At 66.8% G+C, this 12553-nt stretch carries 10 protein-coding genes; all 10 read right to left on the bottom strand.

The window, feature by feature from the left end; all coding sequences use genetic code 11:
• Position 1 precedes the first annotated feature (1 nt).
• Positions 2 to 1093 carry a hypothetical protein gene (locus tag CXY79_RS09100; RefSeq protein WP_104100817.1) on the bottom strand — a complete coding sequence of 364 codons (1092 nt, stop codon included), beginning with the start codon at positions 1091 to 1093 and terminating at the stop codon, positions 2 to 4.
• A gap of 110 nt (positions 1094 to 1203) precedes the next feature.
• Positions 1204 to 3870, bottom strand: a complete 2667-nt coding sequence (locus tag CXY79_RS09095) for a hypothetical protein (RefSeq protein ID WP_104100816.1) — start codon at positions 3868 to 3870, stop codon at positions 1204 to 1206.
• Positions 3867 to 5546: a phosphate ABC transporter substrate-binding protein PstS gene (gene pstS / locus CXY79_RS09090; RefSeq protein WP_233191386.1), complete on the bottom strand. Its 1680-nt coding sequence runs from the start codon at positions 5544 to 5546 to the stop codon at positions 3867 to 3869. The genes CXY79_RS09095 and pstS overlap by 4 nt, the downstream gene beginning before the upstream one ends.
• Positions 5543 to 6844, bottom strand: a complete 1302-nt coding sequence (pstA, locus tag CXY79_RS09085) for a phosphate ABC transporter permease PstA (RefSeq protein ID WP_104100815.1) — start codon at positions 6842 to 6844, stop codon at positions 5543 to 5545. The genes pstS and pstA overlap by 4 nt, the downstream gene beginning before the upstream one ends.
• Positions 6844 to 7884, bottom strand: a complete 1041-nt coding sequence (gene pstC, locus CXY79_RS09080) for a phosphate ABC transporter permease subunit PstC (protein WP_104100814.1) — start codon at positions 7882 to 7884, stop codon at positions 6844 to 6846. The genes pstA and pstC overlap by 1 nt, the downstream gene beginning before the upstream one ends.
• Before the next feature lie 302 nt (positions 7885 to 8186).
• Positions 8187 to 8990, bottom strand: coding sequence for a lytic transglycosylase domain-containing protein (locus tag CXY79_RS09075; protein WP_104100813.1), 804 nt, complete (start codon positions 8988 to 8990; stop codon positions 8187 to 8189).
• Entirely contained in the window at positions 8987 to 9457 is a 471-nt protein-coding gene (locus CXY79_RS09070; RefSeq protein ID WP_104100812.1) for a hypothetical protein, read from the bottom strand. The genes CXY79_RS09075 and CXY79_RS09070 overlap by 4 nt, the downstream gene beginning before the upstream one ends.
• Positions 9458 to 9718: 261 nt before the next feature.
• On the bottom strand, positions 9719 to 10378 hold the full coding sequence (locus CXY79_RS09065) for a methionine ABC transporter permease (RefSeq protein WP_104100811.1): 660 nt from the start codon (positions 10376 to 10378) through the stop codon (positions 9719 to 9721).
• 1 nt (position 10379) lies between these two features.
• Entirely contained in the window at positions 10380 to 11441 is a 1062-nt protein-coding gene (locus CXY79_RS09060; RefSeq protein ID WP_104100810.1) for a methionine ABC transporter ATP-binding protein, read from the bottom strand.
• A 66-nt stretch (positions 11442 to 11507) separates the two neighbouring features.
• Entirely contained in the window at positions 11508 to 12377 is an 870-nt protein-coding gene (locus CXY79_RS09055) for a MetQ/NlpA family ABC transporter substrate-binding protein (protein ID WP_104100809.1), read from the bottom strand.
• Positions 12378 to 12553: the final 176 nt, after the last annotated feature.

Below are 12553 nucleotides of genomic sequence, written 5' to 3'. Positions count from 1 at the left end.
GTCACTTGGAGATTCGAACGGCGGTGGTGGTCGAGGGTGCGAGAATGCCGAATTTTTTCTTCAACGAACCGGCTTTGGCGGCAAAAGTCGTCTGGGAGTTCGTCAGGCTGGCGCTTTTTGTCGGATCGAGCAGGTCGGCCAGAGTCGAGTCATATGCGGCATTCGTCGGGTCAACTCGTGCGTACTGAACAACGAGGTACGTGTCGCGTCCCCAACGAGAGTCGGCGTAGTAGGCGGCCACCGGGGCCATCGAGGTGCCGGTGCCTGTCACGGGGGTGGTGCCTGCGACCAGGGAGCCCAGGACCGTGGTGTCCTTCTTCTTGGGGAAGCTCGCACCAGTGTTCATGGCGACCCAGCGGGACACCGACATAGGCGCGACAGTGTTGATACCCAGGTCAGAGGCGTCGTGCTCCTGACCCACGGTGACACACGAACCCAGGGTCGAATCCGTGACGCCGATTTTGGACATGAAGTCCTTGCGCGTTCCGGAACCGGCCTGCGGGATGACCGGTGTGACCTTCACTCCGCCGAGGGTGGTGACGCTGCAGGTGTAAAGACTCGTCATGGTCGCGGTGTCGATGGTACCGATGCCGGCTGCCGTCGAAGCGCTGTCATACGCGTAGGCGATCGCGTCGCGACCGAAAGGCACCTGGATCAGGCTACCTGCCGGGTCGACCGTGCCTGATCCGGACGAACGGGCGATGTCGATCTGCCCCGTGATGACGACGCCCGCGGGCGCGCCGACGGTTCCGGACGTGTACGGGGCGCCGTCAATGGAACGGAGAAGGGCCGTGCGCCCGTCGCTTGAGCCATTCGGGCGACCGAAACGCACACCGGAGGACTTCGTCGTGATGAACGGGGTGCCGGTCGCGTCGAACGAGCCGATGCTGTTTCCGTTGGCTGTCGAACGAACCGACGCGCCCGAAAGGCCCGAACCGTTGGCCAGGGCGCTGACGACGTCCTCGAGGGTGTCGGAGCCGACGATGGAGTAGCTGTTCGAGACGGGCTCGGCGTTAGCCGGGCTGACGATGACAAGGCCGGAGATGGCCACGCCGACAGTTGCGCAGAGCGCAAGAGCCTTCTTGGTGTTCACTGGGGTGCCTTTCGTGGGTGATGCAGGAGACGGATCCGGATGGGTCCCTCTTGTCTCAGCGCTACGGTCCGAAGCGGGGAACCCGCGCGAAGCGTCACGTTGGGCGCGCATCAGGATCGTCTCCGAACGCGCGAAATAAAGGGGACGCCGCAGGCGGCGAGCAGGCCGGAGAGCAGCCCGGCCGGCACCGCCGCGCGTACCGGTCCCATGACCGGGTCCGCGGGCGTCGGTCTCGCCACCAAGGGGTCGACGACGGTGCCCGTCGCGGCCGGGTCGACCGCGGCGTCGGCCACCACCGGCGCGGCTTGAGCCTGGAACTCTGCCGGACCGTAGGTTGACGGGGTCGGCACATAGGCCGGCCTGTCGACCGCAGGGGCAGTCTCGGGCATGGCCATTGCTACGACCGGGCTGCCGCCCTGTTCGATTGCGGTCGCGGCGGCGAGCGCCTGGTCCACCCAGCTCTTCGGGAGCGGGGTGTAGCCGCGCGGCAGCTGCCCGATCTCCGTCCCAGGTACCTGGCCTGCCACCACCGCGTACCGGATCAGGTTGGCGTAGATGGCCCTCTGGGCGGCATCCGTTTGCAGCGGATTCAACGCGGCATAGACCGGCATCGTCATTGGGTACGCTGTGGCGGCAGCCTTGGCGCTTGGGTTCGCCGGGTCGTATTCGAGCACCTTGGGGTTTGTGCTGGTCGGCACCATGGCGGCGGAGGCCGCGAGCATGGACTCCGGCGATGGCGCCACGAACGAGCCCGCTGAGTTCTGCAATGACGCCGTCACCGTTTGGTAGCGAGCGGCCGCGGCTGCGGTGGTGACGCCAAGCACGCGCTGGTTGCCCACCAGGCTGCGCACGCTCTTGCCGAACTTCGGCGGGACGCTGGTGGGGTTCCAGTCGCCGAGCTCCTGCCCGTCGCCGCGCAGGGTGAGATACGCGCCGCTCTCGAAGTCGCTGGTGTAGGGGCGCCAGGTGACCAGGCTCACTGCCGTTGTTCCGGTGCCGGCAGCGGCCGCGGGCCGCTCCAGTGGATCAGCCTTCGGAAAATTCGTGCGGGGAATCGTCATGGCCGTCCCGGACGGGTTGACAGCGGCATTGGTGGACGACCAGGGGTTGACTTTCATTCCCCACGTGTCGGGCGTTCCGTTCAGGAAATCGACGGCGGCGGGGTCGGAAAGGACGTAACGCCACAGTTGCTGGGCCTCGTCGGATCTCCCGGAGGGAAGGAGCATGTCTCCCAGGGACGGCCCGGTCAGGTCCTGGTACTTCCACTCATCGTCGTTGACCGCCAGAAAATCGGGGTCGACCATGAGGTTGCGCGCGTTCGCGCCAGGGTTCGCGGAGTCGGTGTAGCCGAAGAACTTGAGGGAGTCCGACGTGGCCGGCGCCCCGGAAGGCAGTGAGTCGAGATACGAATTAGTGAGGAGCTTGGCGACCAGGCGAGGCGTGAGGTTCAGTGACGTGAACGCCTCGGTATTCCTGGCCTTGTATTCCTGGGGAACTGCGCCAACCGGTTTCACCCGGCGGTCGATGGAGAACGAAACTGCGACGCCGCTGAGGGCGATCGGTGCGTATGCGACGGGATCGACCCTGTCGGTTTGCAGGGGACGTGAGGTGAGAGCCAGCGGGCTGGGTGTCGTGAGGCTCGCCGCGGCAAGCGCGTCCTCCTCGTTGCCGATGCTGAGCGCGAAAGAGGAACCCGCCGCACCGGTGCACACTTTGGGTTGCCATGACCCGATCGCCGCGGCGACCAGTTCGCTTCCGGAGAGCTGCTTCTCGGCCGAGCCGATGGCGCAGCGCTGGCCGATGGGCTTGAAGTCCAGCTTGACGGCCACACTGTGCTTCCAGGAGTCCCACAGCAGGCCGGACTTGGTGATGTAGGACTCCCCCGCGTCGCTTTTTCCGCGCGGGATGACCACGAGCCAGCAGGATTTTCCGGAGATAGAGCCGTCCGCGGCGGTCACGGGTGTGCCACAGCCCAGGCCCGGGGACTGCATCGCGGTCTGCACCTCGAATTTGACGGAGCCGTCGCCACTGTCGCTCGATCCGGCCCAGGGCACCTCATTCGTCGTGTACTGGGTGTAAAACTCGTTGGTGGCCAGGTCAACGCCGGAGATGCCGTCGGGCAATGTGACCCCGGTGTCGGACGGCGAACCGGTGGCCTTCTGCACGAGGCCCGTCAGGGGATCCACGACATGATGCGTGAGAACGTTGGCCGAGTCGGCGAACACCGACGAGATCGAACCGCCCGTGGATGCGCGGTAGGGAATCGCGGTGAACGCCGGAATGGTGAACCCGTTGGCGGGAGATGTGTACTGCGCGTCCTGCCGGGCCACCTGGTCCTGGCTGACCGCGGTGTCGCGGGTGGACGCGGCCTTGCCAGGGAAGCCGCCGTACTGGCAGGTCGTGCGATCCGGGCGGCTGGAATCCGTCGGGTCGTCTCCCCAGCACTGCGCGATCTGGAGGAAGTCCTGACCTCCCGAACTGCCATCGGGCCGCTCGGACTTCTTGCCTCCGCTCCAGTTGACGACGATCCCCTGGGAAACGAGGTCCTCGGTTTGGGACACGGTGACCTTGAGGTCGGGGAAGGGGGCGGTGGCGACGTCCGGGTCGTAGCCCCTCGACGCGACCGTGACCGCGGTCGACGTGTCAGCGGATGCTGCAGAGGGAACCAGGGAGCCGAGCGCGGCGACACCCACGCCGACCAGCAGACCGACGACGATTCCGCTGGCGCCGGCGCGGGCCCAGAGCGCGTTCTTCGGGGCGAACGTGACGCGCTTCACTTGGTTCCTGCCTTCGCGACACGCGGTTTGAACCGGCCGGCGAGCACCGGCGGCAGCACGGCTGCGGCCAGCAGGAGAAGCCCGGCGACGAGCATGATCGATTGCTGGGCGCCCCACCCGCCTTCCGCCAACGTGAACGGTGCGGCGATGGCCGTGCCGACCACGCCGGTTGCCGTGGCGCCGACCGTGGACACGAGGGCGCCGTTCTCGTCGTACACGGGCGAGGCCACCGCGCCTGATGCCGCATCCGTTCCGCCTTGCGCCACCGCACCTGTTCCCCCGGACCCTGCCGGCGAAGCCGTTCCCCCGGCAGTTGTCGCGGCGGCTGAGCCGGCCGCGCCACCACCCGATCCGCTACCGGACACGGCCGTGTCTGCCAGCGCCCCGGCCGTGCCGGTGGTGCACTGGTTGGCCCCCATCTTGTCGCAGGCGGCCGGCTGGAGAGCCGTGGTGGCCAGCAGGTTGCTTGACGGGGAGTCACCTGGTTTGAATGTCGGGTTGTTGCATTTGTTGATGTCGACGCCGCTGGCATCGGCGCCTGGCACTCGCTTGATCTGGTCGAAGCCGGCCAGCACAAGGTTCATCGGCAGAGGCGAGTAGCCCAGGGCTTCGGCCTGCTGCTGCCCCTCGCAGAGCATGTAATGTGCGAAGGTACCGAGGGTCAGGCCCTTTTTGGCGGTGAAGACGCCGCCGACTTCGGTCGGCACGATCATGTAGGAGTAGCTCGCGAGTGGGTAGGTGCGGGGGTCCGCGTTGTTGTACACGCCGTCCAGGATCTGGGTGAGGTAGGTAGGCCCGGGTGTGGTGTTGATGGATGCCTTCAGCAGTGCGACGGCCACGGAATTGGCCGTGGGTTCCGTGTAGTAACCCGCGGCGTTGAGCACCTTGGCGACGGGGAAACCGGAGTTCTTGGCGTAGGAGTACTCCACGTAGGTGATCGCACCCTCGCCGTAGTCCTGGCTCACGTAGCCGGCGACGCCTGAGGATCCGCTTTGCGCCTTGGCGTTGCCGTAGGTGGGGAACTGCGAGGTGAGGCCGCAGGGGGCAGACCGGCCGACCTTCGTGCAGAAGGAATTCCAGAGGGCCGGGTGCTGCTTGGACATCCAGAGTGTGAATTGCGCCGTGGAGCCGGAGCCGTCCGAGCGAACGACGGGCACGATACCCTTGTCGGGCATGGCCAGCCCGGGGTTGTCGGTCGCGATGGCAGGGTCGTTCCACTTCGTGATGGCGCCGGTGAAGATCTTGGTGATGACCTCTCCGCTGAGCCGAAGGTTTGTGACTCGCTTGCCGCCGATTTTCAGGTTGTACATGAAGGACGTGCCACCAGCCACGATGGGCATGTAGGCGTAACCGCGGGCAGGCACCTCAGGGGCCGAACCGTCCTCCGGGGCGGTCTGGAACGGGATCTCGCTGACGGCGAAGTCCACGTTGCCCGCGACGAAGTCACGGCGCCCGGCCGATGAGCCGACTCCGGAGTAGTTCACCGTCATCGCGTAGTTATTGGCAACATTCTTGCGCCACTGGTCCAGGGCGTTCTGCGACCAGGTCGAGCCGGTACCGGTGATTAGGTCGTAACTCGCTGCCTGGGCAGCTGGCGCCGTGAAAACGCTCAGCAGCACAACGACGAGCGCGAATAAGGCTCGGACTGTGCGAATCTGTCGGGTTTGCGGCGTCACGAGGACGTCTCCTTCGTGGTGAGGTCGGTAGGTGAACTGGTCGGCCGGAGCATTGAATTGGTTCCGGTGATCCCCGGACCGAGGTCACCCCGTACGCTCATCCGTTGCAGGTCCCGCTCCGATGCGGCGTCGACGCGCAGTCGCCGCCGACGGGACAACTGGCCGGGACCGGTGCCGCCAATGAGTCGAGCAAGGGCGAAGAGGGTGAGCACCAGGAGGATCAGGATGGCGGCCGTGCCGAAACCTCGGGCGATCATGGTGGGCTCAGGAGACTTGACGAAGTCGAAGACCTGCAGCGGGAGGGAGATCATCGGGCCGGCGAAGGGGTTCAGGTTGGTCACCGCGGTGACACCCGAGGTGAGCAACACTGGGCTGGTCTCGCCGATGCCGCGGGCTGTGCCCAGGATCACGGCCGTTGCCAGTCCGGGCCGGGCGGTCGGCAGCACGACATACCAGATGGTGGCCCAGCGGGTGGAACCGAGGGCATAGGCGGCCTCCCGCAGGTTGCCGGCGACCAGGCGAATCACGATATCCGAGGCCCGGATGACGATCGGGAGCATCATGACGGTGATCGCCATGGCCGCGGCGAAGCCTGACCGCTGGTGCGTGATCAGCACGATGATCGCCGAGTAGACGAACAGGCCGGCCACGATGGACGGCAGCGCGGTCATCGCATCCGAAATGGTGCGCACGAACCTCGCGAATCGGCCACCGACCTCGTTCAGGAACAGGGCGGTCGTGATGCCGAGCGGAATCGTGACCGCCAGCGCCATCGAAATCTGCATGAGCGTGCCCAGGATCGCGTGCACGATACCGCCCAGGTCGAGGCCGTCGAGGGGTCCGGCCAATTCCATGCTCTGGATGAAGAAGTTGAGATGAGGCAGGGCTTCCTGCCCGCGTATCAGAGTGAACGCCACGACGAAGACCAGGGCGCCGAAGAGCACCACACCGGCGCTTGATAGCAGCACCGCCATCACGCGGTCCTTGACCTCCTGCGCGTCGCTCGTGAAGCTTACGAGCAGGGCGTAGAAGCCAAGGAACGCCAGATACGCCACGAGCGCCCAGCCCACGCCGCCGGAAAGCGGAGTGATCCAGCCGAAGAGGAGCACCGCGACGGCGATTCCGGCTGCGGCGGCACCGAGAACGTTGAACCGGTCGTCGAGCCGGGCGCCGCGCACCCGGCGTCGCGGTCCGATCGGGGTGCCGTCGTAGGCCGGGATCGTCGTGGTGTGGGTGTCGTTCGTCGTGCAGGTGCTGGTCGCGGCGTGCGTGATGTTGGGTGCGTGCGTGATCGTCATCAGTCGCTCTCCGCCCCGGATCGAGACCGTGCCACGATCGACGAGGCCGTGAAGTTGATCACGAGGGTGATCAGGAACAGTACGAGTCCGGCTGCCATCAGCGCGGAGAGGCCGAATGAGCTGGATTCGCCGTAGCGGAGGGCGATGAGCGCGGAGACGGAGTTGGTGCCGGTCTTCAGCACCTCCCAGTTGATCGTGAAGATCGGCGAAATGATCATGTAGACGGCGATGGTCTCACCGAGAGCACGGCCGAGGCCGAGCATGGTGCCGCCGATGATGCCGCCACGACCGAAGGGCAGCACGACCGCACGGATCATGCCCCAGCGCGTCGACCCGAGCGCGAAGGCGGCCTCGCGCTCGCCGATCGGCGCCTGGGAGAAGGCCTCGCGCATGACCGACGTCTGGGTCGGGACCACCATGAGGCCGACGACAATGCCGGCGATGAACGCCGAGGAGGTGAACGCGCTGGCCTCGGTGAGCGCTTGCCCACTGGCGTCCGCCACCCGGAACAGCGGGATCCAACCGAAGTAGCTGGAGATCCAGGTGGCGACCGGGATCACGTTGGCCTGCAGGAAGAAGACGCCCCAGAGGCCGAAGACCACGCTCGGCACGGCGGCCATCAGGTCGACGAGCGTGACGAGCGTGGAGCGCATCCGGCCCTGGGCGACCTCGGAGATGAGCAGGGCCGTGCCGAGGGCGAGCGGCACGGCGACGCACATCGCGATCACCGCGATCGTGATGGTGCCGAACAAGACGGATGCGATGCCGAATTTCTGCGACTCCGGCGACCAGTCCTGCTCGACCAGAAAGCTGAACCCGGCGACGCCGAGGGCCTCCGAGGCACGCAACGCCAGGAACACGCCCACGGCGAGCATGATCGCCACGGTGATGCAGCCGGCGAAGAAGGCCACCGAACGGAACACCGAGTCCGAGACCGAGGGACGCGCTGTCAGTAAGCGGCGCGGGGACGAGTCCGGGTTCGCCGGATCGACCGTTGGCGGCTCGATCGCAGGCGCGTCGAAGAGGGTCGAAAACGACATGGGTGTCCTTGCACATTCGGGTGTGGGGAGCGGAACGAACGCGGAGGTAGCACGTCCGAGACACATGTTTGGGGCGCTTGGTTAACACTGAGCGTCGATTTGTCCAGCTAGAGGTGGACGCGTAGTGGAGAGTTGAGCGCGCGGGATTGCACCCGGTGCAGGACCGGGGGCCCCGAAGAGGGCGCCCGCACGTGGGCGCGCATCACGGCGGCAGCCGAGTCACGGGAGAACGGCGGCCGCGCGGTGAGCGCGAAGTGGCGTGCGCCACCGAGCGGTTTAGCTCACTACGTTTATATACGGCGTCACCGCGCGCCCGCCACCGCGGCGTAGGTATTCGCGGTCGCGGCAACGGTGTTCACATAGGATTCGACGTGGTTGTACGCGAACACGGCGGCGCGCCAGCGATCGGGCCGGGACAGCTCGCCGTAGTGGCAGAGGTAGCGGCCGGCGGCGAGGGCGGCATCGTCGATTTGTTGCGGGTCGTCGACGCCGTCCCCGTTGCCGTCGGCGCCCCATCGCTGCCAGGTTGCCGGAATGAATTGCAGGGGCCCGACCGCGCGGTCCCATTCGGTGCTGCCGTCCCAGACTCCGCGATCGGTGTCGCTCATCGCGGCGAAAGCGCTGCCATCGAGTGCGGGGCCGAAGATGCCCGGGCGGGCGGCGCCATCCGCTCCGAGTGCCGAACCGTCGTGGCTGCCGTGACCGGATTCGACGTTGCCGAGGGCGGCCAGGGTACTCCAACCGAGGTGGCAGCCCGGTTGTTCGGCCGCCAGGGCCAGGGACGCCCCTGCATAGCCGAGCAGGGCGCGCACTGGGATGCCGGCCGCTTGGGCGACGCGGGTGGCCCAGGCAGGGTCGGCGAGCGCCGCATTGCCATCAATCGGAGGCGTAACCGTCGGCAGGGCAAGCGTGGCGGGCGCTGGTTCGGCCGCGGGCAGCGATCGGGCAACCTCTGGCGGCACGGTGGTGATGACCGCCGACGCGGCCGGTGCGAGACTCGCCCGCACGCCCTCGGGTGCCTGGAAACCGGGTACCAGCCAGCCGACCACGGAGAGGCCGGCAACCGTGGCGATCATGGGGGTTCCGCGGTGCTTGCGCACGGTCACCAGGACAGGGCCCGTTCCTCGTCGGTGAGTACCCGGTTGCCGCGCTGCCCGGCCTCCGTGGCATGACGGGCGTCCGCACCGACGAGCGCGCTGTGGAAAGCCTCAATGGTTCCAGCCGAGGCCTCGCGGCTGGTCGACGCCGCGCCATACCAGCGCCCTGCAGTCATCACGACTACATCACCGACGCTGATCACCCTCCCGTGTGTGCCGGCCTTGGGACCCGTGACAACCGTGGCGACCATCGAATCGCACTGGCCCTTGAGTTCGAGGACGTGGGCTCGCGCGCTGGAGAACGTTGCGTAGACGGAGGAGCTACGGCCGAGCTCGCGCCGGTTCGAGGCGAGCAGTCGCCAGATACCGGAGTGCCGCGGCGCTCCCGTGAGCAAGGGACCGGCGCGGTGCCCGTCACGCACGGCGACCGCCCTCACGGGAGTGCCGACATTCTGCACGCTCTCACGGAAAGCCACCCATCCATGCAATCGGGGGTCGGCGGCGGATTCAAACGCCGAGAAGACGATGCTCGGGCTCGGCGACAAGATGACTCCCTGGGCAAGGATGATGCAGCGCAGGGGCCACTGTGACGTGTAAGCGGCTCGAATAGGCCGACCCCGCGTGTACTGTCCAGCCCACGAATGTCCGGTCCGGGAGCATCACCTGAACCGGAGGTGAACGAGGGATGTCCGGCGCTGAAAGAACGCGCGAAAGATGTCCCGCACTCGGGGGTCGTCTTACCGGCGGAATGCCTTCCGGGCCAGCCAGTTTCCGAGGAACTGCACCAGCTGCACAAGCACAATGATCAGCAGCACGGCCGCCCAGGTCACCACGGGATTGAACTGGCGGTAACCGTAGAGCAGCGCGAAGTTTCCGAGGCCGCCGCCGCCGACGTAGCCGGCTACCGCCGACATGTCCACGAGCGCCACGAAGATGAAGGTGTAGCCGAGGATGAGCGGGCCGAGCGCCTCGGGCAGCAGCACCGTGAAGATGATCCGGATCGGCCCGGCCCCCACGCTGCGGGCCGCCTCGATCACACCGGGCGTCACCGTGAGGAGGTTCTGCTCCACGATGCGCCCCATGGCAAAGGATGCCGCGAGCGAGATCGTGAAGATAATCGCCGCGTTGCCGATGCCGGTTCCCACCACGGTCCGGGCCAGCGGCTGGGCGGCGGCAAGGAAGATGATGAACGGGATCGGCCGCACGATGTTCACCAACAGGTTCAACACCACGAAGACCCCGCGGTTCTCGAGGATGCTGCCGGCGCGGGTCAGATACAGGCCGAGGCCCACGAGCAGGCCGCCGATCCCGCCGAAGAAGAGCGTGAGGCCGACGATGTAGAGGGTCTCCCCCGCGGCGATCCAGAGTTCGGGCAACAGGTCGATCAGGCTGTCCATCTCAGCGCACCTCGGTCACGGTCGTGAGGGTTCGCACCCGGTCGAGCGCGGCGTCGATGGCGGCGTCGGCCGCGGCATCCGTCGCCCCCGGCGTGGCCAGTGCCAGCGTCAGGTGTCCGAACGACCGGCCCTGGATCTCGTTGATGCCGCCGTAGACGACCTCGAAGGTGACGCCGGCGGAAACGAACTCGCCGAACACGCGGGCCTGATCGACGCTGCTGTCGCGGAACGCCAGCGTGACGAGGCGGCCCGGGTGACGCCGCCGCAGCACGGCGAGTTCCGACGAAGAAGGGAGACCCTTGACAACAGTCGAGACGAACCGGGCGGAGGCCGCCTGCTGCGGGTTCGAGAACACGTCGAACACGTCGCCGCGCTCGATCACCCGGCCCTGGTCCATCACGGCGACCTTCGTCGCCAGGGTCTGGATGACATCCATCTCGTGCGTGATCACGATAATGGTGACCCCGAATTCCTTATTCACCCGCCCGAGCAGGTCCAGAACCTCGGAGGTGGTCTCCGGGTCGAGGGCGCTGGTGGCCTCGTCGGCGAGCAGGATGCCCGGCTGGCTGGCTAAGGCCCGTGCGATGCCCACGCGCTGCTTCTGACCGCCGGAGAGCTGGTCGGGATAGGCGCCCGCCTTGTCGCCGAGCCCGACGAAGTCGAGCATCTCGGCGACCCGGGCCCGGCGCGTCTCCTTCGATTGTCCGGCCACCTCGAGCGGGTAGGCGACGTTCGCCGCGACGGAGCGTGACCCCAGAAGGTTGAACTGCTGGAAGATCATCCCGATGCCCAGCCGCACCGGGCGCAGCTCCCGCTCGGGCAGGCGGGCGATGTCGGTGCCGTTGATCAGGATCTCGCCCGACGTCGACCGTTCGAGAGCGTTCACAAGCCGCACCAGGGTGCTCTTGCCTGCCCCCGAATAACCGATGATGCCGTAGACATCCCCGGCGTCGATCGTGAGGCTGACCTTGTCGATGGCGACGACCTCGGCCCCGCCCCGGGTCGTGGGCAGGTACACCTTGCTCACGTCACGCAGTTCGACAACGGGGGTGGGGGCAGGCATGGGACGTCCTTACTGACTGGCGTGGCGCCGGACTGTGCGGCTGTGCTGGGCTGAGGTCGGGCGGCGCTACCTCTGGGCTATGGTGTCCTTCTCGACCGTGGCGAGGGAGGCCTCGAGGTCGGCGACCGGGGTCTTGACCATCACCGCGGAACCGGCGGACACGTCGATCACGCCATCCTGAACGGCCTTCGTGGTCTGGTAGATTTCGACCAGCTTCTGGTAGGTGGCGTTGTCCTTGTCCTTTGCGCGGGCCGCGAAAACGTTCACGTACGGGAGCGCGTTGGGGTCGGCGGGGTCGTCCTGGGCGAGGGCATCCTCAACCTTCAAACCGGCCTTCTCGACGAAGTCGTTGTTGATGATCGCGGCGGCGACGTCGGGAAGCGACGTGGCGGTGAGCGAGGCCTCGAGCGCGGTCACGGTGACCTTGGACTTTTTCTTATCGATATCGTCGAGGGTCGAGTAGATGCTGCCACCGTCGGAGAGCGTAATCAGCTTCGCCGACTGCAGTACGAGCAACGCGCGAGCCAGGTTGCTGGCATCGTTCGGCACAGCGACGGTGTCGCCCTTCTTGATTTTGCTGACGTCGTCATACTGGGTCGAGTACAGGGCGAGCGGGTAGATCGCGGTGGCGCCGACCGGCGCGAGGTCTTCTTTGCCGGCCACGTTGTACTCGGCGAGGTAGACGATGTGCTGGAACTGGTTCAGGTCGAGCTCGCCGGCAGACAGGGCCGGGTTCGGCTGCCCGAACTCGGTGAAGTCGACGATGTCGACGGTGATGCCGGCATCCGCCGCGGCTTCCTCGTAGACGGCCCAGTATGGGTCGCTGGCGCCGACGACGCCGATCTTCACGGTCTCGTCGGCGGCCGCACCGGAGCAACCGGCGAGCAGGGCGACGAGCGGTACGACCGCGAGAGCGGCGAGCAGTTTCTTGTTCACGATGGGGTTCCCCTTGTTGGCTTCGGTGCCGTCTGAACGGCGGTGGGTGCCGGCGCGATTTCGGGCACAGAGGAACCACGGGACAAAGAGGGGTGGGAGTCTGTGCCGCTGCGTCGCGAGGCACGTTCCAAGGCTAACGGGAGATGCTGCGCCGCGTGCGCGCCAACGTCACACGC

The organism is Cryobacterium sp. M96 (genome assembly GCF_002929845.1).
Taxonomy (GTDB): domain Bacteria; phylum Actinomycetota; class Actinomycetes; order Actinomycetales; family Microbacteriaceae; genus Cryobacterium; species Cryobacterium sandaracinum.
Note: the sequence above shows the minus strand (reverse complement) of the source record. Positions and strands in the feature narration are given on the sequence as shown.

What these genes read in the sequence shown, in the direction of transcription:
- pstA (WP_104100815.1), bottom strand. Translation starts at nt 6,844, where the DNA reads ATGACGATCACGCACGCACCCAACATCACGCACGCCGCGACCAGCACC.
- CXY79_RS09065 (WP_104100811.1), bottom strand. Translation starts at nt 10,378, where the DNA reads ATGGACAGCCTGATCGACCTGTTGCCCGAACTCTGGATCGCCGCGGGG.
- pstC (WP_104100814.1), bottom strand. Translation starts at nt 7,884, where the DNA reads ATGTCGTTTTCGACCCTCTTCGACGCGCCTGCGATCGAGCCGCCAACG.
- CXY79_RS09060 (WP_104100810.1), bottom strand. Translation starts at nt 11,441, where the DNA reads ATGCCTGCCCCCACCCCCGTTGTCGAACTGCGTGACGTGAGCAAGGTG.